Source organism: Pedobacter sp. MC2016-24 (genome assembly GCF_015223055.1).
Classification (GTDB): Bacteria; Bacteroidota; Bacteroidia; order Sphingobacteriales; family Sphingobacteriaceae; genus Pedobacter.
Genome location: NZ_JADFBX010000013.1, coordinates 53,379 through 80,081, shown reverse-complemented (window position 1 = coordinate 80,081; position 26,703 = coordinate 53,379). Strand labels below are relative to the sequence as shown.

The following is a 26,703-nucleotide window of genomic DNA, read 5'->3' as shown; positions in this document are numbered from 1 at the left end:
AAAAAGGTTTACAATAATAAAACAACGTTTCATTATTGTAAACCTATCAAAAGTAAAACGGTTAAACCACTTTACTCAATTGTTTTTCCTTTCATCGCCGAGGAGACGGCCATGTCCATCACGCGTTCAGCGAATGGCCGGGTAAATTCGTTCAGTTCATCTGCTTTTTTCAGGATGTCATCTTTTTCCTGACTGGCCAAAGCGGCTTTTAGGGCTTCAATATAAATTTTGGTGTCTGAAATTTCCTGCTCGCTTAAGTAAACAGCATGTTTATCTATAAAACGTTCTGCAGTATAAACCAATTGTTCACCTTCACTTCTGGCTTCAATCAGCATCCTTTGTGCCACATCACTTTTGGCGTGCGTGATGCTGTCAATCAGCATTTTTTCTACCGTATCGTCAGTTAAACCATAACTCGGTTTAATGTCCACTTCCTGTTTTACACCAGAACGAAGTTCAATGGCCTGTACAGTTAAAATTCCATCGGCATTCAGTAAAAAGTTAATGTCTACTTTAGGTAGTCCTGCAGGCATTGCCGGAATGCCTTTCAAGTCAAATTCTGCCAGTTTACGGTTCTCCTGTACCAGATCGCGTTCACCCTGATAAACGGAAATTTTCATGTTTACCTGCCCGTCAACAGAAGTGGTATACTGTCTGCCCGCTTTGGTCGGAACTTTGGCATTTCTTGGGATGATGACATCCATCAGGCCGCCCATAGTTTCAATGCCTAAAGAAAGTGGGGTGACATCCAGTAACAGGATGTCTGACCGGTTACCAGCAAGGATATCAGCCTGGATGGCTGCACCCAGGGCAACAACTTCATCCGGGTTGATCTGATCGTGTGGTTCCCTGTGGAAAAACTCTGCTACCTGTTTTTTAACGTATGGTGTACGGGTTGAACCACCCACCAATACCACCTCATCAATATCTTCTATCGTGATTTTAGCGTCGGTTAATGCACGTTCGCAGGCCTGTATGGTCTCTGCTACTTTAAAAGCAATCAACTGTTCAAAGGTCTGCTTATCTAAAGTACACCAGATCTCGCCTAACTTTTCGTTGAAAAGATTCTGGGTTGTCAATGCTTTTTTCGCTTCCTCGGCTTTTAACCTTAAGGATTGCATCAATCCGCCATTGGCATTCAGTTCAGCCGTATCTAAATTGTTTTTTTCTATCCAATAATGGACAATGGCACGGTCAAAATCATCGCCACCTAAAAAGGTATTGCCATTGGTAGATAAAACTTCGAAAATGCCATTTTGGATGTCCAGAATGGAAACGTCAAATGTTCCGCCACCCAGGTCATATACGGCAATGGTTTTGCGCTGGGTTGGATCCAGGCCTATGCCGTAAGCCAGGCTTGCTGCTGTAGGTTCGTTCACAATCCTGAGTACATCGAGTCCGGCAAGGCGACCAGCATCGCGTGTTGCCTGGCGCTGACTGTCGTTAAAATAAGCCGGAACGGTAATTACAGCACGGTTAACCGGAGTTTTTAGTGCATGTTCAGCCCTGGCTTTAAGTTCTTTTAGTATTTGAGCGGATAGTTCTATCGGTGTATAAAATTTATCACCTGCTTTAATCTTGACCAGTGAATCATTCTCATCGTCAATGATTTTATAAGAGAAAGTATCCTGATGATTGGCTACATCCTTATAGGAACGGCCGAGTAATCTTTTTACAGAAAAAATGGTGTTCTCCGGATCAGTGATCAGGAATTCTTTGGCTTCATTACCTACAAGGGCATCGCCCTGCGCATTAAAGTGTACAACAGAGGGTACCAAAAGGCCTTTGCCGGTATCATTGATAACCTGTGGGTTTTTATCCGGGTTGATGAATGCCACCAGGCTGTTGGTTGTACCCAAATCAATCCCAACGATGATTTCTTCTTTTTGCAGTGAACCTGTCGCCAGGTTTATAGAGATCTTTGCCATAGTGCGGCAAATTTAGGAATGTTTAACTGTTTTTTTGTTTTAAGGTTGTAATGTTTTAATGGTTTTCTTGCTTAAATGTCCTTTTTATGGATATTGTAAAGCCACATCACAATATCCTGATAGCTATCTGTTCCTTTAGGCTGGTCGTTCAGTTTTAAAAAGCGGTCGAATATGGCACCAAAATATTCCGACATGTTGCCGTTATACGCCTGCCAGAATTTCTTATCGGTTTCAAAATCTTTGATCGTGGTCGGATTGATGGTTTTAAACAGCCGGTCAAAATCATCGGGTGATTTAACCCGGATCTCGAATAAAATACTTCTCAGCATCGCGTAGGCGGCAGAATACCGGAATATCGGATCATCGCTATTTATGGCCACCAAATAGCCGACCAGGTTGGCTTCATCTTCGCGGGCGACACCCAATTGGTGGGCAATTTCATGACAGGTTACAAAGGGTAAATTAATGGCAGGTAAGCGCATGTTTAAATTGGCTTCGCCTGATAAAGGATTGTAATACCCTTCGGTGCCCAATCGGGTAATGAGCCAGCTGTTGAGTACCGGTTTTAGACTCGGACTGCTGTATTTAAAAAACACCTGTTTTTTAGCCAGCTTGTCGTAAGCTGCTTTGGCATTTGTTTTTAGGTCGTTAATGTTGTAATCTGCTCTTTGCAGGTTTTGCAGTGCGTTAACCTGTCTGACGAAATATTGGCCTAACAATACCAGTTCTGGCGTGTTGTATTTTTCATTTTGAATCCCCAGTTGCCGGGCAATGGGAATGCGGGAATAGTTCAAGCCCCATAATATTTTAAATGTCAGGTACAAAAGCAACAGCAAATTCAGCACCTGCAGCGGTATCACCAAACAGTCTGTTTTTTTTAATTTCCGGCTTTTTAGCTTCCGGAAAAACAAATAAATGCGCCTTAATATATAAAAAACCAGGAGGATGTACAGCAAATCACCAATGGGGGAAGGGACGATTCCACTAATGGCCCGTTGGATAACGGAACTGATGCTGTAAAAACCTTCGGAGTAGAAGTGCTCCACACGTTTGCTGTCCATCCCAAAAAGATAAACCAGGATGGTAATGCCCAGCAATAAGGAAAACCGTTTAACCGAAGGTTTGTAAGCCGCGTTCATCTATCGGTTAAAAGCTAATCTTTTTCCGGTTTCCTGCGTGGTAAATCTGCCCTTCTGATAAGCCAGGTTACCGGAAACAATGGTGTGGGTTACTTCGGCCTGGAAGGTTTGTCCCTCGAAAGGCGACCAGCCGCATTTATACAGTACATTGGCACGGGTTACTTTGAATGGATCATTCAGGTTCACCAATACCAGGTCTGCCCAGTAACCTTCTCTGATGAAACCTCTTTTATCTATGTTGAAACAAACGGCCACATTGTGCGCTGTCTTTTCAGCAATCTGGGTTAATGATATTTTTTGCTGATGATACATTTCAAATAATGCCGGTAAAGCATGCTGTACCAGGGGACCACCAGAGGGTGCACTGCTGTAAGGCTGTTCTTTTTCTTCGATGGTATGTGGCGCATGGTCGGTAGCAATCACGTCGATATGCCCGTCCAATAATCCTTTCAGCACACCGGCGCCATCTGCTGCTGTTTTTACTGCCGGATTCCATTTGATCCAGTTTCCTTTGGTTGCATAATCCTGATCATTAAACCACAAATGATGTACACAAGCTTCTGCAGTGATTTTTTTATCTGCCAGCGGAGTGGTATTGTCAAATAAGCCCACTTCTTTTGCAGTTGAAATGTGCAGGATGTGCAGGCGGGTCTGGTATCTTTTGGCAAGTTCAACAGCTAAAGCAGAGGATTTGTAACAGGCCTCGGCGCTGCGGATCAGGGGATGCATGTCAATGGTCAGATTATCGCCGTATTTCTCTTTGTAAATTGCCAGGTTATGACGTATGGTTGCCTCGTCCTCACAATGCGTAGCCACCAGCATGGGTGCCTGTTTGAAAATGTCTTCAAGTACCTTTTCATTGTCAACCAGCATGTTTCCTGTCGATGAACCCATAAAAACCTTAATGCCACAAACATTTTTAGGATCTGTTTTGAGTACTTCTTCCAGGTTGTTGTTGGAAGCGCCCATGAAAAACGAATAATTGGCCAGCGACATTTCTGAGGCAATGGCATATTTGTCGGCCAGCAACTCCTGTGTTAAAGTGTTTGGAACCGTATTGGGCATTTCCATAAAAGAGGTAATGCCACCAGCTACCGCGGCCATGCTTTCGGTAAAGATATCTGCTTTATGGGTTAGGCCAGGTTCTCTGAAATGGACCTGGTCATCAATCATTCCCGGAAACAGGTGTAAACCTTCAGCATCGATTTCCTGTGCACTGCCAGCTTCAATATTTGCTGCAATCTTTTCAATAAATCCGTCTTTGATGAGTACGTCGGCTACAAATATCTGGCCTTCGTTTACTATAGAGGCCCCTTTTATCAGAATAGAGTTCATGAAGGCAAACTTAAATAAAAAAAATGTCAATTACTTTTCCAAGTGTTGTCTGTTGGGTTGGCATCCATAAATATGCCCCCGTCTATGCGGATTTCTGATACCGTTTGTGCGGCTTTAAAGGAGATATTTACGGCTTTCTGATCTGCTTTCCAGACGGATGGTGTTTGGTGGATCATCTGTTTTTTACCATCGGCAAAGGTGATGATCACATCAAATGGAATGGCAAAACCACCTGTGTTTTTCAGGTCAAGTTTAAACTCAGTTCCTTTTTTGGTTACTTTATCTATACGCAGATCAATGTAATTGTTGCTGAAGAACCAGTTGTTCCAGTACCAGTTCAGGTTTTCTCCCGAAATGTCATTGATGCTGTAAAAGAAATCCCATGGAATGGGATGTTTGCCGTTCCAGCGATCCATATAGGCCAGTAAACATTTTTTGAAGGATGCATCGCCCAGCATGTCCTTTAAAGCCAGGTAAGCCAGTGAGGGTTTCACATAGGCATTGTTGCCGTAACCTACACCCGAAACCTGGGTTGATAAAGAGATGATTGGCTGGTCCTGTTCCGTAGCATTGTCATTGATCCACTTTTTAACCCGGAAGTTTTTATAATTCTCATCGGCCTTTTCCTTGCCCAGCTGGTCGATGGCAATCAGGTATTCCAGCGTGGTGGCCCAGCCTTCATCCATATGTGCATAGCGTGTTTCGTTGGTACCCATATAAAAGGGGAAATAAGTATGTGCAATTTCATGGTTGAGGACAAATTGTGAGAATTCCAGGTCATCCGTACTGGCATCATTTACCATCATGGGGTATTCCATATCGGCAAAACCTTGTACTGCAGTCATTTTAGCAAAAGGATAGGGTACGCCCGGCCAGTTTGCAGAGAACCAGGCCAGGGCCTGGTTGGTCCAGCTTACGGCATGTGGAAAATCCTTCGCTTTTACATGGTATGCAGACTGGGTACTGGCCCTTCTTCCGGTTTTGGTATCTACAACCACACTGCCCGCATCCCATACGTAGTGATCACTTAAACAAAAAGTAACGTCTGTGATGTGTTTCACTGTAAATTTCCAGCTGTTCCATTCATTTTGTTGGGTGACTTCATGCTTCGCCATTTCCTGTGCAGAAGCGATGTTGCTGACCTGGTCGCTGGTCTGGGATTTTTTCAGTCGATCGGCAAATTTGGCTTGCAGTACTTCCTCCGGATTAAGTAAATCGCCCGTGGCCCATACCACATAATTTTTGGGTGCTTTTACCGTAAAGTTATAGTCGTTAAAATCGTTGTAAAACTCATTGCGGTCTGCATGCGGTATTTTGTCCCATTTGTTGTAATCGTCGTACACGGAAATTCTTGGAAAAGCATAAGCCACAAAAAATGTACTGCTGTCCAGTTGTCCCTCTCTTCCACTTTGTTTAGAAAGCGGGTAGGTCCAGGCGATATCGAATTTGCTGGTCTGCCCGGGGTAAATGGGATTCTTAAGTGCTACATCGGCAACGGTGCCCCAGTTTTTACTGTCTACAGCGTATTTCTTACCATCAACCGCAAATGCACTGATGTTCAATCCCGAGGTCAGGAAGTCCTGACTGACATATCCAGCCCGGGGAGATTGCGGTTTGTGAATGTTGTTGACAAACCTGATGGTTACCTGGTATAGTGTATCCGGACTGTTATTGGTATAAGCGATGGTTTCGGTTCCGGTTACCGTTTTGGTCTCCGGGCTAACAGAAAGCATCATGTCAAAGGTTGCTTTGTTCTGCCAGTAGTTTTTTCCTGGTTTACCATCCATTGATCTGGTGCCATTTTGATAGGCCTTTTTGATGTTTCTTGGCAGATATAAATCCTGGGCTTTGGTGCTGAGCTGTAGCATCACCATGGCCAATAATAGGAGGCTGTATTTTTGCATTTCGTTCCTTTTGATCTATCCAAAAGTAAGGGTTTTATGTACCAATTGGCGCAAAGCATCAGGAAAATGTAAGCCCTGCCGAAGTTAAATAGTACGGCCGCTAAGAAAATTTTGCCTAATTTTGTAAAATGGCCAAGAATTTCGAGGATTTTAAATTAAACAGGCAGATTTTAAACGCTGTAGCTGATGCCGGATTTACCGAGGCTACTCCGATACAAGAGAAAGCAATTGCTCCGGTGTTATCGGGACAGGACATTTTTGGTATCGCTGAGACCGGAACAGGAAAGACCGCTGCTTATGTGTTGCCGATTTTAATGCAGTTAAAATATGCGCAGGGCGATTCGGCCCGGGCATTGATCCTGGCGCCAACAAGAGAACTGGCCATGCAGATCGCTGAGCATGTGAAAATGTTTTCTACCTATACCGACCTCAGGTCGGTTGTGGTTTTTGGCGGCATTGGCCCTAAAACACAAATTGAACAAATTAAAGCGGGTGTAGATATTATTATTGCAACCCCCGGACGTTTCCTGGACATTTACCTGGCCGGACACATCAATACACAATACCTGAAGTTCCTGGTACTTGATGAGGCAGATAAAATGATGGATATGGGCTTTATAGGCTCCATACACCGGATTTTGGAAATTGTACCCCGCAGAAGACAGAACTTGTTGTTCTCGGCTACCATGAGCGACCTGGTACAGAAAATAGCAGGCGATTTTTTAAAGAATCCAACAATCATTGAGGTAGGGGAGCAAGCTACACCAGCGGCAACCGTTACACAGGTATTGTATGAGGTGCCCAATTTCAAAACTAAAATTAACCTGTTGCAGCATTTGCTGAAAAATGATGAAGAGTTTAAGCGCCTGATCATTTTCTGTAAAACTAAAACAGTAGCCGATAACATCCACAGTTTTATTGTGAGACGTTTTGGAGAGGAAGCTGTAAGGGTAATCCATGCCAATAAAGGTCAGAATACCCGGATCAATTCCATCAATGCGTTTAAAGAAGGAAACATCAGGGTTCTGGTGGCTACCGATGTGGCATCCAGAGGAATTGATGTGAGCGAAGTGAGCCATGTGATCAATTTTGATGTGCCGATTATTATTGAAGATTATGTTCACCGCATTGGCCGTACCGGTAGGGCATATGCCAAGGGTGATGCACTTACCTTTTACACCGAAGCAGAAAAATATTACTTAAAAAAGATAGAAAAACTAATCCGTCAAACGATTCCTGTTTTACCTTTGCCGGCAGAAGTTTTTGTGGAAGAAACCCCTTACGAAGAAAAACAAGCCATTGCACGTGCAATAGACGATCAGAAGCGTAAGGAAGATCCTGATTTTAAAGGCGCTTTCCACGAGAAAAAACATGCTGCTGCGATTGCTGCTGCTGCCAGGAAGAAACCGGCTAAAGAACCGGCATGGAAAAGAAGGAAGTTTAAAAAGTAATGATACCGGTACCCCATTGAAAGCAAAATTAACCCCCCTTAACCTGACTTCGGCCACCTGCCTTGTTGCAGCGGTGCTGTTGCTGGTTAAGCCTGAACCACAACAGCCACAACATGTAAATATGACCGGATTTATGGTCGGGTTTTGTATTTTGATAGCGGTAGTTGGTTTTGTGTCAGACCTGATTTTCAGGAAGTTTATCCCTGATCTCAAGAAATTGTGGATTGTAGAAGGGATGATGATCCTCATCACCATCATTTTAATGTTTATTTTAAAAGTTAGTTTATTATAGTAATGAAGCAAGCAGAAATTAAGATCACCGTTGAACTGGATGATCACAATGTGCCGGAAAATATCCTTTGGGAATCTACAGACGCAGAAAATAAAGAAAAGGTACCTGTAAAATCGATGATGCTGGCCCTTTGGGACCACAATTATAAAAATTCCATGCGTATCGACCTATGGACCAAAGATATGCCTGTTGATGAAATGAAAAGGTTCTTTTATGAAACTTTGCAAACCATGGGAGATAGTTTCCTGAAGGCAACGGGTGAGACTTTAATTATCGAAGATTTGCGCGATTACTGTGCACATTTTGCTGATAAAATGGGTATAAATACCAAAGGATAACCGGAAAATGAGAACACAGGGGATTGTTGGCGCAGTTTTAATGGCGCTGGGCGGCATGTGTCCGTTGGTACGTGTTCCAATTATGGGCAATTGGAATTATTTTGATCTGGACCAGCGTCTGGCCATTGCTTTTTACGTATTGGTGGCGATCGGATTGCTTGGTGTTTTTCTGGGCAAGGCTTCATTCATTAAGTTTACCGGCTGGGCCGGACTTGTTTTAGTTGGCATTACACTGGCCGGCGTATACTTTAAAGCTCATGATTCATTTGGCTTTTTGCATTTCAAAAAGGTTGTAAACTTTGCCGCAGGTATGGTTAAATACAAATGGGGCTGGTATGTGATTGTGGCTGGTGCTTTTCTGATGATTACAGTACGGAAACCTAAAGTTGTGGTGCTGACGCCTGAGCAGCCGGCCGGCGGCATGGTTGCATAAAGAACTAAGGAAGATCGCCCAGTGTTTTGTGCTGTCTTTTGCGCTTATACTGGCTTTGCCTGAGTTGTTGATTGCCTGTAATGATACTGATGTTCCCATCAACTTCCATAATGGCCAGCTTGACATCTTTATAATTGTCTACACCATGTTCGCGCATGGCTTCTTCCAGCTCTTCGTTGGTGATGTCCAGCTTGCCGAGTTTATCAAAATTGAGTTTTCCATTCCGGATTAATATTTCAGGATGCTCAGAGATCAGGTCTCTGAGCTTTTTGTTTTTAAACATCAGCTTCTTCAGGATGTAATTGAGCAGGAACAACACGCCTGCAGCAACCAATCCGCCCTGCAAACTGGTATCCGTACCAACCATTGCATTTTGAACCGCATTACTGATCAGTAAAATCAAGACCACATCGGTCGTGTTCAATTGCGAAAGTTCTTTTTTACCGGTTAGCCTGATGGCTACCAGCATAAAAACATAAACAGCAAGGCTTCGGAGGATAATGTCTACGTATGGGTTCATGGTTTCACCGAATTTATCATTGGAATACAATATTATAGATATTTAATTTACAAATGTCTTCCCTGAAATAAAAATAAGTGATTTAAAATTATCTTTGCGCTTGGATGAATTTATTAAATCAGGTTAAATTCTTAATTAAGAAGGAGCTGTTGTTGGAATGGCGCTCAAAATATGCATTAAACGGTGTTTTACTCTACGTGGTTTCTACTGTTTTTGTCTGTTTCCTGTCTTTTGTGAGCATTGATAAGATTACCTGGAACGCATTGTTCTGGATCATCATGCTTTTTGCGTCAATTAATGCGGTAGCCAAGAGTTTTTTGCAGGAGAGTAAGGGGCGGCAGCTGTATATTTATACCATTGCGAGTCCGCTGGCCCTGATTGTTGCCAAAACCTTATACAATGTGATGCTCATGACGGTGCTAACTTGTATTGCTTTGCTGTTTTACAGCCTGGTATTCGGACTGGTGCCACGTGATCTGCCCATGTATTTTGTAGCGGCATTATTGGGGAGCCTGAGTTTTTCAACCATTTTTACCATGGTTTCGGCTATAGCTTCCAAAGCTGGAAATGGCGGGATGCTGATGGCTGTGCTGAGTTTTCCCCTGGTGATCCCGGTATTGATTGTGTTGATTAAACTCGCAAAAAATGCCATTGATGGCTTAGACAGAAGTGTAAGTCTGGATGAAATTGCGACCCTGCTTATTGTGAATGTAATGGCTGGCGCTGTTTCTTTCTTGTTATTTCCTTATCTTTGGAGAGATTGATATATGTATAAAAATTGGTGGAAAATATTAGGTGCACTATTGGTAGTGTACGCTACAATTGCAGGGATTGCAATTCCTTTACGTCCGGGTATTGAAAATATTGCTTATGGCAAGTTAATTCCCAACCAACCGCTGGAAGTTACCGTGAATGGTTACAATACCCTTTTTGCAGATGATGCCAAAAGTCTGGAATTTTACCTTCAGGATGAAACACAATTGCTCAAGGCAGTGGCTGTACAACCATTGAATAACCAGCTGGCTAAGGTTACGTTTAACCTGCCCGCAGCATTCCACAACAGTACTTTACATTTAATTGGTACAAGTGCCAATGAAGGGGTGATGAGCCTGAGTGAAGCTGTTATTGTTGATCAGGAAATGGTTAATCGCGACCAGGTATTGCGTAAAGATGAACTGAGCATTGAACAGGATAAACCGAAACATTTCAGCTTCCCTTATAAGCAAAATCTGTACGAGACGATCCGGAACTTGTTTTTTCATGTGCCGATGTGGTTTGCCATGATTGTATTGTTTGGGGTATCGGTGTTTTATAGTGTGAAAACCCTGAGCACCAATAGTGAAATTGACGACATGAAGGCCGTTCAAAGTGTAAATGTAGGTGTAGTGTTTGGAATTCTGGGCATTGTTACCGGTGCCATATGGGCTAAGTTTACCTGGGGGCAAGCCTGGAGCTTTGATGTGAAGCAAAATTTTGCTGCCATTTCACTGCTGTTGTATTTCGCCTACCTGGTACTCCGGAATGCCATTGATGAAGAACAGAAGCGAGCCAAGATCTCTGCAATCTATAATATTTTTGCTTTTCCGATGATGGTGGTGCTGCTGTTTGTATTGCCGCGTTTATCAGATTCACTCCATCCTGGAAATGGCGGAAACCCGGGCTTCAATTCTTATGATCTGGACAGTCACATGCGACTGGTTTTTTATCCGGCCTGTTTGGGCTGGATCCTGGTGGGATGCTGGATTTACACCTTATTGTTTAGAGTACGTTTATTAGAAAAGAACAACAACCTTTAGTTATGAAACGATTTTTAATTACCCTTTCCATGTTATTGATGACGGTGCAGCTCTTTGCCCAGGAACAGGAATCTGCGGTTACACAGAGCATGCATAAGTCCGGGAAAATAACAGTTGTTTTGGTTTGCGCTGCTGTAATTCTGTTCGGCTTACTTTTCTTTCTGTTCTCTATAGAAAAAAGATTAAAAAAATTAGAACGTAAATCTGCGACCAAAAACTAATTTTAAATCGTTTAGCCCTTGTTTTTGACCCCTTGAGGGGCTGGTGTTGGACTTACACTAAGTTATTCTTTATTTGCATTAATCACTTTTTTTAGTGCAATTTTGTACTATAACTGAGAACTTATTTCAAATTCATAAAAAACAAATAATGGCTAATACAGCAAATGAGACAAAATTTTTTGCAGATGTTTGTAAGAATTTTGACAATGCCGCGCAATTCACCTCCCATCCAGAGGGCTTGCTCAATCAGATTAAAGCTTGTAACAGTGTTTACCGTTTCCAATTCCCGATCCGTAGAGGAAATGGATTTGAGGTTATCGATGCATGGCGCGTAGAACACTCTCACCACATGAGTCCGACTAAAGGCGGGATCCGTTACAGTGAGATGGTTAATGAGGATGAGGTTATGGCATTGGCGGCTTTGATGACGTATAAATGTGCAATTGTAAACGTGCCTTTTGGCGGTGCCAAAGGTGGAATCTGCATCAATCCTAAGAACTATACGATTGCGGAACTGGAAACCATCACCCGTCGTTATACTACCGAGTTGATTAAGAAGAATTTTATTGGTCCTGGTATTGACGTTCCGGCTCCTGATTATGGATCTGGTGAACGTGAAATGAGCTGGATTGCGGATACTTACATCACCATGAATCCCGGACAACTGGATGCATTGGGATGTGTAACCGGTAAGCCAATTGCTTTGCACGGTATCCGTGGTCGTAAAGAAGCTACCGGTCGTGGTGTAGCTTATGCCATTAAAGAATGCGTAAACGTAGCTGAAGATATGGCTAAACTTGGCTTTAAAGCAGGTTTAGGTGATAAGCGGGTTATTGTTCAGGGTTTAGGAAATGTGGGTTACCACTCGGCTAAATTCCTGGCAGAATTTGGTGCTACCATTGTTGGTCTTTGCGAATTTGAAGGAGCAATCTACAATGAAAATGGTTTAAACATCGATGAAGTATTTGCACATCGTAAAAATACAGGCTCTATTTTAGGTTTCCCTGGTGCTAAAGAATTTAAAAACTCGATGGAAGGTTTGGAGCAACCATGCGACATCCTGGTACCTGCAGCACTTGAAAACCAGATTACTGAAGCCAACATCAGAAATATCAAGGCAAAGATCATTGCTGAAGGCGCAAACGGTCCATGTACACCAGAGGCTGAAGTTATTTTTACAGAAATGGGTGGTATCATCATCCCTGATATGTATTGCAATGCCGGTGGTGTTACCGTATCTTATTTTGAATGGTTGAAAAACCTTTCACACGTAGCGTTTGGCCGTATGGAAAACCGTTATGCTGAAAACTCAAATGCCAACCTGATCAACACATTGGAGAACTTGACAGGTAAGAAAATTCCTGCTGAAAACCGTTTGATGATTGTAAAAGGTGCATCAGAAATGGAACTGGTTAATTCCGGACTGGAAGATACCATGATTCATTCTTACCATGAGATCAGGGAAAACCTGATTACAAAACCAGGTGTTCAGACTTTAAGAACAGCAGCTTTTGTGGGTTCAATTGATAAGATCGCCGTGTCTTACATGAACCTTGGTGTTTGGCCTTAAGTCGGTTTAATAATTCAGAAAATCCGTAATGCCGCATGGCATTGCGGATTTTTTTTTGGTATCTTGTTACCATGAAAGGGATTCTGATTGGTGTGTTGGTTTGTGTGCTGTTCGGCTTGTTGCCATCCTGTCAGCATAAAGGACAGCAACTGGACAGTAAAAGCGGCTTTGCCTTGATTCCAGAACCAAAAGGAGGAGAGGCTGTTGCGACCTATGCCGGCGGCTGTTTCTGGGCCATGCAGGAATGTATGATAGAACTGAAAGGAGTACATAAAGTAATCAGTGGCTATGCTGGTGGAAACACCGTGAATCCTTCTTATGAACAGGTTTTGAGTAAGGTTACAGGTCATGCGGAAGCCGTTCAGGTATACTATGATCCGGAGGTGATTAGTTTTGAACAGCTCAGCGAAGCCTTTTTTAATTCGCATGATCCAACCGAGGTTGACCGTCAGGGGCCTGACATTGGCAGCGATTATCGTTCCATTGCCTTTTTCAGGACTAAGGCGGAATTTGAAACCATTAGCCGGTTGGTTAAAAAAATAGATGCTTCCAGAAAATATGCAAATCCGGTGGCTACAGAATTGCTTCCCTTTAAAACCATGTATGGTGCAGAGATGAAACACCAGGATTTCTATCCCAATAACCTCTGGGACCCTTACATTAGAAATGTCTCCCGGCTCAAAGTTCTTAAATTGAGGGCTGAAATGCCCGGACTGATCAAAAGCCAGTACCTCAACTGAGCTGTGAATCCGTGTTTTTTCCTTCCGCTCCCCTGAATATCTGGTTTTTGTCAGAGAACTATCAATAAACTGTCATCATACCATTTTGGATTGAGCTAAAAGACTTTAGGTACTTATAATTTTTATCTTTGTGGTGGTCTTTTTAAAACTGTACGGGATACCCTCATGACCATTGACAAAAATAAAGCGTAAAAATGAGAAAAAGTGCAATTATTGGTTTAATAACTATTGCTTTATGTGTGGGCTTTCTGGTAAGCTTAAACGCAGATACAAATACCTATTCTACCTTTAGTGAAGCTGCCAAAGATAACCGTGAGTTCCACATTATGGGCTACTGGGAAAAGCAGAAAGGCATGCACTATGATGCATTAAAAGATGCCAACCGTTTTGAGTTTTTTATGAAGGATGAAAAAGGCCGGGTGAACAAAGTGATTTATGCTGGTACCAAACCTCAGGACTTTGAGCGCTCTGAAAAACTGGTGTTGATCGGTAAAATGCAGGATGATACTTTTTATGCTTCCAAAATATTAATGAAATGCCCATCTAAATATAATGATAACCTGGTAGAGGTTAAAAAGGATGGTAAAGTAGAAAAATACAATTAATTTTAATGGATATACAGTTTATTGGAGAGAACCTCCTACCCGGTAAAATCGGCCAGTTCTTTATTGTTTTAGCATTTGCCGCTTCTTTACTTTCCACCATTTCCTATTTTTTTGCCACCCGTAACAAAGACCTGGCAGACCAGTCCTGGAACCGCATTGGTCGTGCTGCATTTTTCATCAACTGGGTAAGTGTAATTGGGATTGGTGTAACACTGTTTGCCCTTATTTTAAATCATAGAAACGAGTATTATTACGTTTATTCTCATTCTTCCAAAGCACTTCCGGTCTATTATATCGTATCCGCTTTTTGGGAAGGACAGGAGGGGAGTTTCTGGCTTTGGGCATTCTGGCAGTCTTTACTGGGCGGAATCCTGATCTGGAAAGCTAAGAGCTGGGAGAATGGTGTGATGACCGTGATTGCTTTTTCGCAAGTGTTTTTAACCTCGATGTTGCTGGGCGTAGAAATATTTGGTGAACGTATCGGAAGTTCTCCGTTTATCCTGTTGCGGGATGCCATGAACTTAAAGGAAACGGTACCCATTTTTGCTGATCCTGAAAATTATAAGAACTATTTGAAATTTATTACTGACGGTAAAGGATTAAATCCGCTATTGCAGAACTACTGGATGGTGATTCACCCGCCAACCTTGTTTTTGGGATTTGCAAGTATGGTGGTTCCTTTTGCTTACGCAGTAGCCGGTTTGTGGCAAAAGAAATACAAAGACTGGGTTAAGGTAGCCATGCCATGGGCACTTTTTGCAGTCATGATCTTGGGTACAGGTATCATCATGGGCTCATTCTGGGCGTATGAAGCGTTGAATTTTGGAGGCTTCTGGGCATGGGATCCTGTAGAGAATGCTTCAATCATTCCCTGGCTGACCCTTGTTGCCGGTTTACATGTGATGATCGCCTTTAAAAATACTGGCCATGCATTTTTTACCGCCATCGTCCTGGTATTGATCAGTTTTGTATTGGTGCTTTATGCTTCGTTCTTAACCAGAAGTGGTGTGTTGGGCGAAACTTCAGTCCACTCGTTTACCGATCTGGGCATGTTCTGGCAATTGATTCTCTATAATGTAGTCTTTCTGAGTATACCTGCGGTATTGCTGGTATTGCGTTGGAAAGAGTTACCGATCACCAATAAAGATGAAGAAACTTATTCCAGGGAATTCTGGATGTTTATTGGTGCCCTGGTCGTAACGGTAGCTTGTATCCAGGTTATTTTCTCTACATCGGTACCGGTATTTAACAAGGCTTTCGGAACTAAGTTTGCCCCACCTATTGATGCCATTAAATACTACAACCAATGGCAGGCACCTTTTGCCATCCTGGTCACCATCATTTCCGGTTTCTCGCAGTTTTTAAAATATAAGCGTACAGACATGCGTAAATTTTACAGCAGTCTGATTGCTTCCATTGTTTTCTCTGTGGTCATCACAGCAGGCTTTGTTTACATTACAGATGTATACCATAACCTGATGTATATTTTGCTCACTTTCAGTTGTGTTTTTGCAGTCATTTCCAATGCGCGGATCTTATCACAAGCACTGGCTGGAAAACGTAAACTGGTGGGTGCAGCAGTAGCACATATTGGCTTTGCCTTGTTGTTGCTGGGTGCTTTGGTGGCTGCGGCAACCAATAAGCCGATTTCATTGAACGTAAGTAATTTTATCCCGGTTAAAGATTTTGAAAAGGTAGAAAAACCCGGACAGAACATCGTACTGTATAGAAATGAGCCTAAGGAAATGGGGCGCTATACGGTAACTTATGTAAGTGATACAACCATTGCCCCAAATACTTTCTATAAGCTGAACTTTAAAGTGATTGATGAGAAAACCGGAAAAATTAAGGAAGATTTTGAACTCAACCCGCATGTGCAGGTGAATGAAAAAATGGGTTTAATTGCCTCTCCGGATACCAAACATTACTTAACCTACGATATTTATACCCACATCACCAGTGCTCCGGATAAAAGAGATACCCACGACGATCATGAAGGCCATGCGGAAGAAGAGAACTACAAGGCGCCAAGGATTGTCAATGTAAAAGCGGGGGATACCTTGCACACCAGCAGTGGAATTGTAACGATTAAAGGTTTAAACAATCAGCCAAAAGCGAAAAGTCTGGTTCTTGCTCCGGGTGATCTGGCTGTCGGTTTGCCATTGGAGATTGATCTGAATGGTAAAGTGTATAAAACCGAACCGATATTCCTGATTAAGGGCAACAATACCTTTGACTTTGCGCGAAATGTTGATGAACTGGGCTTGAGGTTCCGTTTCACCAAAATCCTGCCTGAACAACAGAAAGTAGAGTTGCAAGTGTATGAAAAGCCACAACAGGCAAAAGAATGGGTGGTATTTAAATCGATCGAATTCCCGTATATCAATTTGTATTGGGTAGGTACGATTGTGATGGTTATCGGATTCCTGATTTCTATATTCAGGAGACAAAAAGAAGTTAAAACTGTATAATGGATATTGTATGCATCGGTTCGGGAAATGTGGCAACACATCTGGCGAAAGCTTTTAAAGCGAGCGGAGCCCGAATTGTGCAGGTATATAGTGCTCATCTTTTAAATGCAGATTTACTGGCACAGGAAACCAGCGCCCAGGCAATCGCTGATCTGGCCGCATTGAACCGAGAGGCAGACCTTTACCTGATTGCAGTGAAGGATGATGCGATCACTACTGTGGCGCATGCATTATCTGGGGTAAATGGTATGGTAGTTCATACTTCCGGTGCTACGCCCATGTCTGTCTTATCGGATGCCGGAATCCAACACTATGGGGTGTTTTATCCCTTGCAAACTTTCTCTAAATCCAGGGACCTGAATTTTGCCAATGTACCTTTATGTCTGGAAGCAAAGGATGCTGATGATCTGGATGTATTGAAATCCCTTGCGCAAACCTTGTCCCCATTGGTTTACGAAATAGATGGCGGGCAGAGAAAAATCCTGCATTTGGCTGCGGTTTTTGCCTGTAACTTTGTGAACCATTTGTACCATTTGGGTGGGGAAATTCTGGCGGAGCATCAAATGGATTTTGAGATGCTCAGGCCCCTGATTATGCAAACTGCAGAAAAGGTGCAGGCCGCATTAACAATCCAAGTACAGACCGGTCCTGCAGTGCGGGACGATCAGGAAACTATGAAAAGGCACATTTCTCTACTTGAAAATCGTACCGATTTACAGGAAATATATAAATTTTTAAGTAAAAGCATTAAAAAGACGCATTCATAATGTAATTGCCAATTTTGGTGCTTATTTTTGAACACAATTATGAGTATTTTTAAATTAAAGATAAATTTTGAAGAACAAGGTAAAGAATCGATAGAACTGCCTATAGCAGGTGGAGAGTCGGTTTTAGACGTTTGTTTGGATAATGGAATAGAGCTGCAGCACAACTGCGGTGGTGTATGTGGTTGCAGTACCTGCCATGTTTATGTACAAAAAGGCATGGATAATATCCAGGAGATATCGGATAAAGAGGAAGATTTCATTGACCGGGCGGTGCGTCCAAGAATTACTTCACGTTTGGGTTGCCAGTGTGTGGTGATCAACGGAGATATTGAAGTCACCATTCCGGATCAGTCAGAATTCTTAGGTCATTAATTACAAACCAATAAACTATAACATAACATGCAGGATAAATTTGCCTTACCTATACACTGGAACGACCACGAAGACATTGCTCAGGAGTTGTATGAGAAATTCGGCGACGAGTTTAACGAAGCTAAAATTTACCGTATCCGTTTCACTGAATTGTTAGAATGGATATTGGAATTGCCTAATTTTAAAGGTACCAGGGAAGAAAGTACGGAAGGACATTTGGAACAAATCCAATCGGCCTGGGTATACGAATGGAGAGACAACCAGGATTAACCACTGATGTTTTTAACGCAACTGGAAAAAATTACCACATTCATCTTTGATGTTGATGGCGTATTGACTAACGGAGACATCATTGCTTCCGATTCTGGTGAATACCTGCGTACATTTAACATCAAAGATGGATATGCTTTACAACTGGCCGTAAAAAAAGGCTACCAGGTTGCCATCATATCCGGTGGAAGTGGTCAGGCCATGCAAAAACGCTTTGAAGGCCTGGGTATTACTGAGATCTTTCTGGGTGTTGCTGATAAAGTGGCTGTTTACCAGCAACTCGTAGTTAAATACCAGCTTGAGCCAGAGCAGATTCTTTATATGGGAGATGACATTCCGGATTTCAAAGTCATGCAACTTGTTGGATTACCAACCTGTCCGGCTGATGCCGTTCCGGAAATCAAAGCCATTTCAAAATATATTTCCCCTTACAATGGCGGAAAAACCGCAGTTCGGGACGTCGTTGAAAAAGTACTCCGTGTACAGCATCAATGGTTTGATGCCAATCCCTCTGCTGCCGATTCCGGCAAATAAACATTTCTTCTTTGTAACAGGTATGTTGCTTATGCTGGTTAAACCTATGGCCTCCGCTTGTGCTCTAACCACCGAGCTTAGATAGCTGTAAAACCAAAAAAAGTAAACAGATGAAAAAATTATTAATGATTTGCGGACTGTTATTTAGTGTAATAACATTTGCACAAGCACAAGGTGGTGGTGATCGTAAAATGCCTACTCCTGAAGAACGGGCGACCAGAAGCACAGAACAACTGACCAAGAAACTGACCCTTTCTGCTGATCAGCAAACCAAAGTGAAAGCGATACTGTTGGATCAGGCAACCGCTATGGTTAAAATGCGTGAAGAAAGCAAAGGTGACAGAGAAGGGATGATGGCCAAGATGAAAACTTTAAACGAAGAGAACGACACTAAAATCAATGCCGTGTTAAACGACGATCAGAAAAAAGCTTATGCCGACTGGAAAGCGGAAAGGGCTGAGAACATGAAAAAAAGAATGAACGGCGGTCCGGGTAAACCAGCTGGCGGCGGTACTGAGTAATCAGTATTGAAAAAAAGATAAATAATAAAGGCGACTTATGGTCGCTTTTATTATTTTCGCCCAAACGTCACGGTTCACCATTACCTGGCGTAAATCATACTTATGTATCAACAACAGCTTCCAATTATACTTGCTTCGAAATCACCACGCCGTCAGGAATTGCTTAAAGCCATGGGGCTGGATTTTAAAATTGTACTTAAAGATGTGGATGAAAGTTATCCTGCTGATTTAAGTCCTGCAGAAATAGCCGTTTATATCGCAGAAAAAAAAGCACTGGCTTTTAATGACCTTGATGCGGATCACATTGTCATCACTGCTGATACGATTGTTGCCTTTGGCCCAGACATTTTAGGTAAACCTGCCGATCGGGCGGAAGCCATAGCAGTGCTGACTAAACTATCGGGCGCAGTACACCAGGTATATACAGGGGTTAGCATCAATTATCGAGGTCAAATCACCTCTTTTTACGACCTGACCGAAGTTACTTTTAATACACTTTCTGCAGCGCAGATCATTTATTATGTAGATCAATACCTTCCTTATGATAAAGCAGGTTCCTATGGTATTCAGGAATGGATTGGCCTGGTTGCTGTTGAGAAAATTACGGGTTCTTATACCAATGTGATGGGCCTGCCTACAGAAAAACTGTACAAGGCTTTAGCCCGGCTATAAAGCGGTCAATTCGTGCAAAACACCCATTTTTAAATCGTAGGTCGATAATGTGATCGTTTCTATTTTAGTGTGATCGATGACATAATTGGTAATTAATGCGGCAACAACGATCATGTCCACGCGCAATGCGATCAGGTTTGGCATCACAGCACGCTGGGCATGGGTAGCCTGAATGAGCTGGGTTGCCAGCTGACGATAGCCCGGTAAGTCAATAGGCGCAGCCTTAACCGTCTTCAAATCTAAATCTTTATCCAACATGCCTGCGAAGGTCTCAAAAGCTCCTGCAGAGCCAATCAGCTGTTTTGGCTGGTGCAATTGACAAGCCTGGATCAGATCGGCCAGAGCCGCTTCTACATGCGTTTGTATGGCCAGTTGTTCAGTTGCACTGATCGGATCAGATTTAAAATAAGCCTGTGTCAATCTTGCGGCGCCAATGTTGTAGCTCTTTTTCCAGAGCAATCGTTCTTGATTGCAAATGATAAATTCTGTACTTCCACCGCCAATGTCCATAATGAGGGAGGTAGCTTTGATTGCAGCCGTTGCTTTTACACCCTGGTAAATGTAATCAGCCTCCTGATCTCCGGTAATGACATCAATTTCTATTCCTGCGTAAGATTTAGCGGCTTTGACGAAGTTTGATCCGTTTTCGGCACTGCGTACAGCCGATGTTGCGGTAGCTTTAACCACAGTCACATCATGGGCCTTAATCTGATTTGCGAATTCTTCCAGGGCGAGTAGGCCGCGTTCAAAAGCGGGCTGAATGATGACATTGTCGTTGATCCGACCCTCACCAAGTTTAACTGGTAAATTGGTTTTGTAGATGATGTCAACTGCGGAAGCAGTGATTTCGGCTATAATAAGGTGGAATGTGTTGGTTCCCAGGTCGATGACAGCTACCTTCATTGGCTCTTAATGGTTTAATGTAATATTAGACATTAAATCCTGAATCTTGTTACCAATAGCGCATAAAAAAAGGCCACTTGATGCAGTGGCCTTTTGCTGTTACTCGAAATATTCTTTCATTTTTTCAAAGAAACTCTTGTCATTCTTACCCGGTTGAGGCTTGAAGTTTGGAGATTCCCTTAGTTTTTCCAACATGCTTCTTTCTTCTGAACTTAAAGCTTTTGGTGTCCATATGTTAATGTGGATAATCTCATCACCACGATGGTATGAATTGATTTCCGGAATACCTTTACCTTTCAGGCGCAATAATTTTCCACTCTGCGTACCCGGTTCGATTTTAATTTTAGCTTTTCCATCGATGGTAGGTACTTCAGCACTATAACCAAGGGCGGCATCAATGATGGATACGTGCAAATCATACACCACATTGTTTCCTTCACGCTTCAGGGTTTCATGCGGAGTTTCTTCAATCAAAATGATCAGGTCTCCCGGTACGCCGCCATTTGGTGCTGCATTACCTTTACCGCTCATGCTCAATTGCATGCCCTCACTAACACCTGCAGGTATATTGATGGTAATGGTTTCTTCACCCCTGGTAATGCCTTCGCCATGGCAGGAAGTACATTTAGAAGTAATTTGTGAACCACTGCCATTACAAGTAGGGCAGGTAGAGGTGGTTTGCATCTGGCCAAGAATGGTATTGGTTACCCGGCGTACTGCACCACTGCCACCGCAGGTTTTACAAGTACTGATGGATGAGCGGTCTTTAGCACCACTACCATCACAGGTTTTACAGGTTACCTGTTTGTTTACTTTGATTTTTTTCTCGGTACCGTTGGCAATTTCTTCCAGAGTAAGTTTTACTTTGATGCGCAGGTTACTGCCTTTAGCTACCCGTCTGCCACCACGCGACTGTTGTTGTCCGCCACCAAAAAAGCTTTCGAAAGGACTGCCGCCGCCGCCACCAAAAATATCTCCAAACTGACTGAAGATATCTTCCATGTTCATGCCGCCGCCGCCATAACCGCCGCCGCCCGAAGCACCACCAACACCGGCATGACCATAATGGTCATAGCGTTGTTTCTTCTCCGGGTTACTCAGTACCTCATAAGCCTCAGCTGCTTCTTTAAACTTGTCTTCAGCAGTTTTGTCATCCGGGTTTTTGTCCGGGTGATATTTGATGGCTAATTTGCGATAAGCCTTTTTAATCTCGTCAGCAGGTGCACTTTTTGTGACACCAAGCACATCATAATAATCTCTCTTACTCATAAAATATTAACTACCCACTACTACTTTGGCAAAGCGTATTACTTTGTCATTTAAAGTATATCCTTTTTCCAATACATCCATTACTTTACCTTTCATATCCTCATTTGGAGCAGGTATTTTGGTAATGGCTTCATGAAGATCTGTATCAAAAACGGTATTGACACTTTCCATTTCTTTCAAACCTTTTTGATTTAAAAGGCCTTTTAATTTATTGTGAACCAATGCTACACCCTCACGGATGGCATTCAAATCTGCATTGTTATTTTCCATGGCTTTATTTGCACGGTCAAAATCGTCCAGTACAGGTAATAAAGAAACAATTACATCTTTACCAGCAGTTTGAAGAAGCTCTACACGTTCTTTTTGGGTACGGCGTTTATAATTGTCAAATTCAGCAAATAAGCGTAGGTATTTGTCATTCAAAGCAGCGTTCTCTTGTTGCAGCTTTTCTTCTGCAGACAGCTCTGGAGCAGCCTCGGTATTTTCAGCGCCTTCGGCGTTATTTTCTCCGTTGTTCACTTGGGCATCTGCGCCATTCTCCGTGATCGGATCTTGATTTTGCTCAGTTGGATCTTGATTTTCGTTTTTTTTCTTCTTGCTAAACATGGTATAGTAGAATTTTTGGTGATAAACTCAAAAGGTTTGCCAATAGGTAATATCAGCCATGCTGTCAGTTTTCATTGGAAAAGACTGACCAGAATGGCTGATTAAGAAAATTTTGTCAGAAAACGGTTTACACTATTTTGGCATCTTCATGTACAACGCCGTTTTCACATTTGATGATTCTGGAAGGCAGTGTACGGATGATGTGATAATCATGGGTGGCCATTAAAACGGCAGTCCCGTTCAGACTGATCTGTTTCAACAGGTTCACAATTTCTTCAGAAGTATCCGGATCTAAGTTTCCGGTTGGCTCATCGGCCAGGATAATTTCAGGGTTGTTTAATAAAGCACGGGCAATGACTACGCGTTGCTGCTCACCACCCGAAAGTTCATGAGGCATTTTACGGATTTTAGAGCGTAAACCAACTTTTTCCAATACGTCCTTGATGCGTTCACTGATCAGGGCCTTATCGGTCCAACCTGTTGATTTCAATACAAATTCCAGGTTTTTTTCTACGGTTCTATCCGTCAGCAATTGAAAATCCTGGAATACGATACCCAGCTTTCTGCGTAAGTAAGGCACTTCCTTACCAGCCAGTTTTTTCAGGTCAAAACCGGCAATTTGACCTTCGCCATTACCGATGTGTAAATCTCCATAAATGATTTTCAGTAAACTACTTTTACCAGAACCGGTCTGGCCGATTAAAAAAACGAATTCACCCTTATCTACGCTTAAATTTACGTTAGATAAAACCAGGTGTTTTTGTTGAAATACATCTACATTCTTTAAACTTATAACTGCGTTTCCTGTCATTTTAGATCTCTAATTTAGCAATTTGTCCGAAGGGCAAATCATTTATAAAATTCATTATGTCCGGTAACCGATCGCCAAGGCCTAGTTTATCCAGGGACTTATCCGGGCGGTCAACCCTGAAATAGGCAAGCAATGTAAACTTGTCATCCCGCAACTGTACGTAGTCGGGAATCTTGGCTATACCTTTTACTTTAATAACATACATTGTTCAAAAATAGTATTTCAAAATGAGATTTAGCTAAAGCATATTAATTTAAGCTGTTCAAAAACTCAATTGTATTGACATTATCGGCATAGTCCCACAACTTGGGTGTCTGGCTCTGTCCAAAACCCAGTACCGGGACTTTCAGTTTTAAAGGCGTTGCACTCACTACACATTGAATGTTTTCAGCCTGGCCATTGAGCAGGGCTTCGAGCTCTGCCAGATTGCTGTACTTTTCATAATACAAAACAGCCAGGGGCGAGGAAAGACTGGAATCTTCTTTCAGCAATAAAAAGCCATTGTCGTAATGATGTGTCAGGTTAACCAGGTAAATGGACTTGTTGTAATCGTAATTGTTGTTGTATTTGAAATGGTTGATGATGTTCTGGAATGACTCGATCGGTTCAAAGAAATGCTTAATGTCATAATCTTCCGGAATATAAATTTTAGAGACGTTTCTGCAGCCCAAACCGAAGTAATCAAATATATCGTGACCAAGTAAGGCCAGTTTTTCCGGTGCTTCTGTTCCGGTGATGACAGCCACGCTATTCCTGTTTTTTCGGATGATGTGTGGTACTTTGCCGAAATAGTAATCGAAATAACGTGAAGAATTGTTACTGCCGGTAGCAATTACCGCATCGAAGCCGCTCAAACGCTCTACATAGATGATGTGTTTTTCGAGCAAAGGTTCTTCAGCAATCAGCCTTTTCAATAGGGCAGGAAGTAACTGGTCATCTGCAGAAGACAATTTAATCAATGCGATGTTTCCGGTGGCCAATACAGAAATCACATCGTGAAAGCCCACCATCGGAATATTTCCCGCGAGGATTAAACCAATTTTTTTAGGCGTATTGCTGACCACAATATCTCTGAACCACAACTCCAGATCCTGTGGATCCAGCATTTGTTGCAATGCCTTTACTGCTTTTTCTACTTCTTCAAGGTTAAACCAGGCGTTCTTATTGGAGGCTGAGTACATCAGGTTTTTAAAATCTTCATCGGGATTAACCAGGAATTCGTTAAGTTTTTTTAATGCAATAATTAGTTTTTCGCTATTTAGGATGGGCATATTCCAACAATTTTAAAGTTTATGTGTTATATTTGCTGCTGCAAAGGTAAACTTAGCAAATAGATTTAGACGAAGACATGGCTATTAAAATAACAGACGAATGCATTAACTGCGGAGCATGTGAGCCTGAATGCCCTAATAATGCAATTTATGATGCAGGCACAGCCTGGAGATTTTCTGATGGTACCAATTTAAATGGGATCATAGATTTCGGTGGTAAAGAAATAGATTCAGAGGCATCGCAGGAAGCGGTATCTGATGAAGTTTATTATATCGTATCTGATAAATGTACAGAATGTAAGGGTTTTCATGACGAGCCTCAATGCGCAGCGGTATGTCCGGTTGATTGTTGTGTGGATGATGAAGATGTGCGCGAAACCGAAGATGAACTTTTGGCTAAAAAAGCCTGGTTACACCAGGAAAATTAAGCCGGTTAATGTATAATTAAGGCCTTCTCTGGAATAGGGAAGGCCTTTCTTTATTTTTGAGCAGGCGATGACACGGTGTTTCGGAGGTTTTAGCCCCAGCAAGGCCCCGGCAACGCCGCTTAAAGGCCCCATCAAAGCCCCCGTAAATACGACGTTGATACGACTAGCATATAACGCTGGCTTTACTCAGTTTTTTCCTCGTATTTATTTGGAATGATCAAAACCGGGCAGGCCGATTTTCTGGCCACGTGTTCTGCTACGCTACCCATTAAAAAATGATATAGACCGGTACGGCCGTAAGTACCGATCACAATGAGGTCAGATCCCCACTCATCAGATTGGTTGATGATTCCATGTGCGGCACTATCAATGACACTTAAATAAGTTGTTTTAATTCCTAAACTGTATTTTGACTCCAATTCCCGCAATAATATATTGCTGTTCTCTTCGCTATTGTCGTACGCTTCCAGGAAAACAGGTGCCAGTGTCAGATCCGGATTAATGTTAGCCGGAACAGGCTCTATGATGTTTACCAGCGCAACCTCTGCTCCAAAAGTTTTTGCTACTTCATAACCTGTTTTTGCAGCTTTTTCTGAACAGGTACTGTTATCAACAGCAATTAAGATTTTTTTGAGGTTCATGATTTTTGAATTAAAGTTTACTATAAAACTAACAAAATAACCATGTAAAAGTTTAATTTTATGCACTGATAATTCAATTATGGAGCAACAATACGGAGTTTGCAGAGTGGCAATAGCCCCTTTAAGAGTAGCAGATGCGGACAAGGCAGAAATGAGTTCACAGCTGCTATTTGGCGACCATGTGGAAATCCTGGAAAGGACGGATCGCTGGTTGAGGGTTCGGAATGCTTATGATGGTTACGAAGGCTGGATGGACTTTAAGCAAGTCTACGAAATTTCGGAAACAGAATTTCTGAAAGGTAAAAATTCTAAATACCTGGTACCTGCCGCTATGCTGAATATCGTTACAGATTCAACAGGAGGAAATTACTACTTATCGCCTGGTAGTAATTTACCTGCATTTGATGCCGGCTTTTGTACACTGGGCCCTGAAAAGTTTAAACTTAACTTTGAGCCGGTTATTGCACCAGCACAGGTAGTTACCGCACAGCTGCTAAATGATGCTTTATTGTTCCTGAATACACCTTATTTATGGGGCGGAAGGAATTTTTATGGAATAGATTGTTCTGGTTTTGTACAAACTGTATTCAAACTGAACGGTATTGACCTGAAAAGAGATGCCTGGCAGCAGGCCGAACAAGGAAATTCGGTTGATTTTTTGCCGGAAGTAAAAGCAGGAGATGTTGCTTTTTTTGATAATGCTGAAGGACGCATCATCCATGTAGGTATTATGCTCAGCGCAAGTGAAATTATCCATGCCTCGGGCCGGGTAAAAATAGATAAAATGGATACTGAAGGTATTTATAGTGCTGAATTGGGGCGATATTCGCACAAACTGAGAATTGTAAAACGATTTTTTTAATGTAAATTGTGTTTATGTTTATGGAAAATGCAG

30 protein-coding genes and 1 pseudogene are annotated in these 26,703 nt (G+C 42.3%); 19 read left to right on the top strand and 12 right to left on the bottom strand.

The window, feature by feature from the left end; all coding sequences use genetic code 11:
* Nucleotides 1-71 precede the first annotated feature (71 nt).
* From hscA to IM797_RS22335, 4 genes are all read right to left on the bottom strand, one after another.
* A complete protein-coding gene (hscA, locus tag IM797_RS22350; protein WP_194129420.1) occupies nt 72-1,928 on the bottom strand; it encodes a Fe-S protein assembly chaperone HscA in 1,857 nt (618 codons plus the stop codon).
* A gap of 71 nt (nt 1,929-1,999) precedes the next feature.
* Entirely contained in the window at nt 2,000-3,067 is a 1,068-nt protein-coding gene (locus tag IM797_RS22345; RefSeq protein WP_194129419.1) for a DUF3810 domain-containing protein, read from the bottom strand.
* Nucleotides 3,068-4,402, bottom strand: coding sequence for a dihydroorotase (locus tag IM797_RS22340; RefSeq protein WP_194129418.1), 1,335 nt, complete (start codon nt 4,400-4,402; stop codon nt 3,068-3,070). It lies immediately after the preceding gene.
* 26 nt (nt 4,403-4,428) lie between these two features.
* Nucleotides 4,429-6,306, bottom strand: coding sequence for a M1 family metallopeptidase (locus IM797_RS22335; protein WP_194129417.1), 1,878 nt, complete (start codon nt 6,304-6,306; stop codon nt 4,429-4,431).
* Between the two features lie 128 nt (nt 6,307-6,434).
* Here IM797_RS22335 and IM797_RS22330 point away from each other — a divergent pair, with 128 nt between their 5' ends.
* From IM797_RS22330 to IM797_RS22315, 4 genes are read left to right on the top strand one after another with little or no spacing between them, the layout of a single operon-like run.
* Entirely contained in the window at nt 6,435-7,757 is a 1,323-nt protein-coding gene (locus IM797_RS22330) for a DEAD/DEAH box helicase (RefSeq protein ID WP_194129416.1), read from the top strand.
* 16 nt (nt 7,758-7,773) lie between these two features.
* Nucleotides 7,774-8,049, top strand: a complete 276-nt coding sequence (locus IM797_RS22325; protein WP_194129415.1) for a hypothetical protein — start codon at nt 7,774-7,776, stop codon at nt 8,047-8,049.
* Between the two features lie 2 nt (nt 8,050-8,051).
* Entirely contained in the window at nt 8,052-8,387 is a 336-nt protein-coding gene (gene gldC, locus IM797_RS22320) for a gliding motility protein GldC (RefSeq protein ID WP_194129414.1), read from the top strand.
* Between the two features lie 7 nt (nt 8,388-8,394).
* Complete coding sequence (locus IM797_RS22315) at nt 8,395-8,820, top strand: hypothetical protein (protein ID WP_194129413.1); 426 nt, start codon at nt 8,395-8,397, stop codon at nt 8,818-8,820.
* A 4-nt stretch (nt 8,821-8,824) separates the two neighbouring features.
* On the opposite strand, the gene IM797_RS22310 is transcribed toward IM797_RS22315, so the two are convergent.
* Entirely contained in the window at nt 8,825-9,340 is a 516-nt protein-coding gene (locus IM797_RS22310; protein WP_194129412.1) for a DUF421 domain-containing protein, read from the bottom strand.
* A 104-nt stretch (nt 9,341-9,444) separates the two neighbouring features.
* Between IM797_RS22310 and IM797_RS22305 the strand changes: the two genes are divergently transcribed.
* The 13 genes and pseudogenes from IM797_RS22305 to IM797_RS22245 all read left to right on the top strand — a co-directional run bounded on the left by IM797_RS22305 (nt 9,445) and on the right by IM797_RS22245 (nt 19,879).
* Nucleotides 9,445-10,104 carry a heme exporter protein CcmB gene (locus tag IM797_RS22305; protein WP_194129411.1) on the top strand — a complete coding sequence of 220 codons (660 nt, stop codon included), beginning with the start codon at nt 9,445-9,447 and terminating at the stop codon, nt 10,102-10,104.
* Between the two features lie 465 nt (nt 10,105-10,569).
* Nucleotides 10,570-11,136: pseudogene (gene ccsA, locus IM797_RS22300) on the top strand (cytochrome c biogenesis protein CcsA); the annotation flags it as partial.
* 2 nt (nt 11,137-11,138) lie between these two features.
* Complete coding sequence (locus IM797_RS22295; RefSeq protein WP_194129410.1) at nt 11,139-11,357, top strand: CcmD family protein; 219 nt, start codon at nt 11,139-11,141, stop codon at nt 11,355-11,357.
* 148 nt (nt 11,358-11,505) lie between these two features.
* Nucleotides 11,506-12,927 (top strand): Glu/Leu/Phe/Val dehydrogenase, encoded by a 1,422-nt coding sequence (locus IM797_RS22290; protein WP_194129409.1) that lies wholly within the window; start codon nt 11,506-11,508, stop codon nt 12,925-12,927.
* 71 nt (nt 12,928-12,998) lie between these two features.
* Entirely contained in the window at nt 12,999-13,667 is a 669-nt protein-coding gene (gene msrA / locus IM797_RS22285) for a peptide-methionine (S)-S-oxide reductase MsrA (protein WP_194129408.1), read from the top strand.
* 194 nt (nt 13,668-13,861) lie between these two features.
* Nucleotides 13,862-14,272 (top strand): cytochrome c maturation protein CcmE, encoded by a 411-nt coding sequence (locus IM797_RS22280; protein WP_194129407.1) that lies wholly within the window; start codon nt 13,862-13,864, stop codon nt 14,270-14,272.
* A gap of 5 nt (nt 14,273-14,277) precedes the next feature.
* Nucleotides 14,278-16,743 (top strand): heme lyase CcmF/NrfE family subunit, encoded by a 2,466-nt coding sequence (locus tag IM797_RS22275; RefSeq protein WP_194129406.1) that lies wholly within the window; start codon nt 14,278-14,280, stop codon nt 16,741-16,743.
* A complete protein-coding gene (locus IM797_RS22270; RefSeq protein WP_194129405.1) occupies nt 16,743-17,510 on the top strand; it encodes a Rossmann-like and DUF2520 domain-containing protein in 768 nt (255 codons plus the stop codon). Before IM797_RS22275 ends, IM797_RS22270 begins: the two co-directional genes overlap by 1 nt.
* 39 nt (nt 17,511-17,549) lie before the next feature.
* On the top strand, nt 17,550-17,882 hold the full coding sequence (locus IM797_RS22265) for a 2Fe-2S iron-sulfur cluster-binding protein (RefSeq protein ID WP_194129479.1): 333 nt from the start codon (nt 17,550-17,552) through the stop codon (nt 17,880-17,882).
* 27 nt (nt 17,883-17,909) lie between these two features.
* A complete protein-coding gene (gene iscX / locus IM797_RS22260; protein ID WP_194129404.1) occupies nt 17,910-18,152 on the top strand; it encodes a Fe-S cluster assembly protein IscX in 243 nt (80 codons plus the stop codon).
* A gap of 6 nt (nt 18,153-18,158) precedes the next feature.
* Nucleotides 18,159-18,686 (top strand): HAD family hydrolase, encoded by a 528-nt coding sequence (locus IM797_RS22255; RefSeq protein ID WP_194129403.1) that lies wholly within the window; start codon nt 18,159-18,161, stop codon nt 18,684-18,686.
* 110 nt (nt 18,687-18,796) lie between these two features.
* The gene (locus IM797_RS22250; RefSeq protein ID WP_194129402.1) at nt 18,797-19,207 is read left to right on the top strand and encodes a hypothetical protein; all 411 of its coding nucleotides are present in this window, start codon (nt 18,797-18,799) and stop codon (nt 19,205-19,207) included.
* Between the two features lie 102 nt (nt 19,208-19,309).
* Nucleotides 19,310-19,879, top strand: a complete 570-nt coding sequence (locus tag IM797_RS22245) for a Maf family nucleotide pyrophosphatase (RefSeq protein WP_194129401.1) — start codon at nt 19,310-19,312, stop codon at nt 19,877-19,879.
* Here the strand turns inward: IM797_RS22245 and IM797_RS22240 are convergent.
* The 6 genes from IM797_RS22240 to IM797_RS22215 all read right to left on the bottom strand — a co-directional run bounded on the left by IM797_RS22240 (nt 19,874) and on the right by IM797_RS22215 (nt 24,739).
* Entirely contained in the window at nt 19,874-20,782 is a 909-nt protein-coding gene (locus IM797_RS22240) for an exopolyphosphatase (protein ID WP_194129400.1), read from the bottom strand. The two genes, IM797_RS22245 and IM797_RS22240, sit on opposite strands and share 6 nt — an antisense overlap.
* Nucleotides 20,783-20,881: 99 nt before the next feature.
* Nucleotides 20,882-22,051 (bottom strand): molecular chaperone DnaJ, encoded by a 1,170-nt coding sequence (gene dnaJ, locus IM797_RS22235; protein WP_194129399.1) that lies wholly within the window; start codon nt 22,049-22,051, stop codon nt 20,882-20,884.
* A gap of 6 nt (nt 22,052-22,057) precedes the next feature.
* A complete protein-coding gene (locus tag IM797_RS22230) occupies nt 22,058-22,657 on the bottom strand; it encodes a nucleotide exchange factor GrpE (RefSeq protein WP_194129398.1) in 600 nt (199 codons plus the stop codon).
* Between the two features lie 127 nt (nt 22,658-22,784).
* Nucleotides 22,785-23,468: a cell division ATP-binding protein FtsE gene (locus tag IM797_RS22225; protein ID WP_194129397.1), complete on the bottom strand. Its 684-nt coding sequence runs from the start codon at nt 23,466-23,468 to the stop codon at nt 22,785-22,787.
* 1 nt (nt 23,469) lies between these two features.
* A complete protein-coding gene (locus IM797_RS22220) occupies nt 23,470-23,673 on the bottom strand; it encodes a fructose-6-phosphate aldolase (protein WP_194129396.1) in 204 nt (67 codons plus the stop codon).
* A gap of 43 nt (nt 23,674-23,716) precedes the next feature.
* The gene (locus IM797_RS22215; protein WP_194129395.1) at nt 23,717-24,739 is read right to left on the bottom strand and encodes an acyl-CoA reductase; all 1,023 of its coding nucleotides are present in this window, start codon (nt 24,737-24,739) and stop codon (nt 23,717-23,719) included.
* A gap of 77 nt (nt 24,740-24,816) precedes the next feature.
* On the opposite strand from IM797_RS22215, the gene IM797_RS22210 reads away from it, so the two are divergent.
* Nucleotides 24,817-25,167 (top strand): 4Fe-4S dicluster domain-containing protein, encoded by a 351-nt coding sequence (locus IM797_RS22210; protein WP_194129394.1) that lies wholly within the window; start codon nt 24,817-24,819, stop codon nt 25,165-25,167.
* 182 nt (nt 25,168-25,349) lie between these two features.
* Here IM797_RS22210 and IM797_RS22205 read toward each other — a convergent pair whose 3' ends face one another.
* Nucleotides 25,350-25,808 (bottom strand): universal stress protein, encoded by a 459-nt coding sequence (locus IM797_RS22205; RefSeq protein WP_194129393.1) that lies wholly within the window; start codon nt 25,806-25,808, stop codon nt 25,350-25,352.
* 79 nt (nt 25,809-25,887) lie between these two features.
* Here IM797_RS22205 and IM797_RS22200 point away from each other — a divergent pair, with 79 nt between their 5' ends.
* Nucleotides 25,888-26,670: a C40 family peptidase gene (locus tag IM797_RS22200; RefSeq protein ID WP_194129392.1), complete on the top strand. Its 783-nt coding sequence runs from the start codon at nt 25,888-25,890 to the stop codon at nt 26,668-26,670.
* Nucleotides 26,671-26,703: the final 33 nt, after the last annotated feature.

Bases quoted from the DNA above. Each gene is read 5' to 3' on its own strand.
- hscA (WP_194129420.1), bottom strand. From the start codon at position 1,928: ATGGCAAAGATCTCTATAAACCTGGCGACAGGTTCACTGCAAAAAGAA.
- IM797_RS22345 (WP_194129419.1), bottom strand. From the start codon at position 3,067: ATGAACGCGGCTTACAAACCTTCGGTTAAACGGTTTTCCTTATTGCTG.
- IM797_RS22340 (WP_194129418.1), bottom strand. From the start codon at position 4,402: ATGAACTCTATTCTGATAAAAGGGGCCTCTATAGTAAACGAAGGCCAG.
- IM797_RS22335 (WP_194129417.1), bottom strand. From the start codon at position 6,306: ATGCAAAAATACAGCCTCCTATTATTGGCCATGGTGATGCTACAGCTC.
- IM797_RS22330 (WP_194129416.1), top strand. From the start codon at position 6,435: ATGGCCAAGAATTTCGAGGATTTTAAATTAAACAGGCAGATTTTAAAC.
- gldC (WP_194129414.1), top strand. From the start codon at position 8,052: ATGAAGCAAGCAGAAATTAAGATCACCGTTGAACTGGATGATCACAAT.
- IM797_RS22315 (WP_194129413.1), top strand. From the start codon at position 8,395: ATGAGAACACAGGGGATTGTTGGCGCAGTTTTAATGGCGCTGGGCGGC.
- IM797_RS22310 (WP_194129412.1), bottom strand. From the start codon at position 9,340: ATGAACCCATACGTAGACATTATCCTCCGAAGCCTTGCTGTTTATGTT.
- IM797_RS22305 (WP_194129411.1), top strand. From the start codon at position 9,445: ATGAATTTATTAAATCAGGTTAAATTCTTAATTAAGAAGGAGCTGTTG.
- IM797_RS22295 (WP_194129410.1), top strand. From the start codon at position 11,139: ATGAAACGATTTTTAATTACCCTTTCCATGTTATTGATGACGGTGCAG.
- IM797_RS22290 (WP_194129409.1), top strand. From the start codon at position 11,506: ATGGCTAATACAGCAAATGAGACAAAATTTTTTGCAGATGTTTGTAAG.
- msrA (WP_194129408.1), top strand. From the start codon at position 12,999: ATGAAAGGGATTCTGATTGGTGTGTTGGTTTGTGTGCTGTTCGGCTTG.
- IM797_RS22280 (WP_194129407.1), top strand. From the start codon at position 13,862: ATGAGAAAAAGTGCAATTATTGGTTTAATAACTATTGCTTTATGTGTG.
- IM797_RS22275 (WP_194129406.1), top strand. From the start codon at position 14,278: ATGGATATACAGTTTATTGGAGAGAACCTCCTACCCGGTAAAATCGGC.
- IM797_RS22270 (WP_194129405.1), top strand. From the start codon at position 16,743: ATGGATATTGTATGCATCGGTTCGGGAAATGTGGCAACACATCTGGCG.
- IM797_RS22265 (WP_194129479.1), top strand. From the start codon at position 17,550: ATGAGTATTTTTAAATTAAAGATAAATTTTGAAGAACAAGGTAAAGAA.
- iscX (WP_194129404.1), top strand. From the start codon at position 17,910: ATGCAGGATAAATTTGCCTTACCTATACACTGGAACGACCACGAAGAC.
- IM797_RS22255 (WP_194129403.1), top strand. From the start codon at position 18,159: ATGTTTTTAACGCAACTGGAAAAAATTACCACATTCATCTTTGATGTT.
- IM797_RS22250 (WP_194129402.1), top strand. From the start codon at position 18,797: ATGAAAAAATTATTAATGATTTGCGGACTGTTATTTAGTGTAATAACA.
- IM797_RS22245 (WP_194129401.1), top strand. From the start codon at position 19,310: ATGTATCAACAACAGCTTCCAATTATACTTGCTTCGAAATCACCACGC.
- IM797_RS22240 (WP_194129400.1), bottom strand. From the start codon at position 20,782: ATGAAGGTAGCTGTCATCGACCTGGGAACCAACACATTCCACCTTATT.
- dnaJ (WP_194129399.1), bottom strand. From the start codon at position 22,051: ATGAGTAAGAGAGATTATTATGATGTGCTTGGTGTCACAAAAAGTGCA.
- IM797_RS22230 (WP_194129398.1), bottom strand. From the start codon at position 22,657: ATGTTTAGCAAGAAGAAAAAAAACGAAAATCAAGATCCAACTGAGCAA.
- IM797_RS22225 (WP_194129397.1), bottom strand. From the start codon at position 23,468: ATGACAGGAAACGCAGTTATAAGTTTAAAGAATGTAGATGTATTTCAA.
- IM797_RS22220 (WP_194129396.1), bottom strand. From the start codon at position 23,673: ATGTATGTTATTAAAGTAAAAGGTATAGCCAAGATTCCCGACTACGTA.
- IM797_RS22215 (WP_194129395.1), bottom strand. From the start codon at position 24,739: ATGCCCATCCTAAATAGCGAAAAACTAATTATTGCATTAAAAAAACTT.
- IM797_RS22210 (WP_194129394.1), top strand. From the start codon at position 24,817: ATGGCTATTAAAATAACAGACGAATGCATTAACTGCGGAGCATGTGAG.
- IM797_RS22205 (WP_194129393.1), bottom strand. From the start codon at position 25,808: ATGAACCTCAAAAAAATCTTAATTGCTGTTGATAACAGTACCTGTTCA.
- IM797_RS22200 (WP_194129392.1), top strand. From the start codon at position 25,888: ATGGAGCAACAATACGGAGTTTGCAGAGTGGCAATAGCCCCTTTAAGA.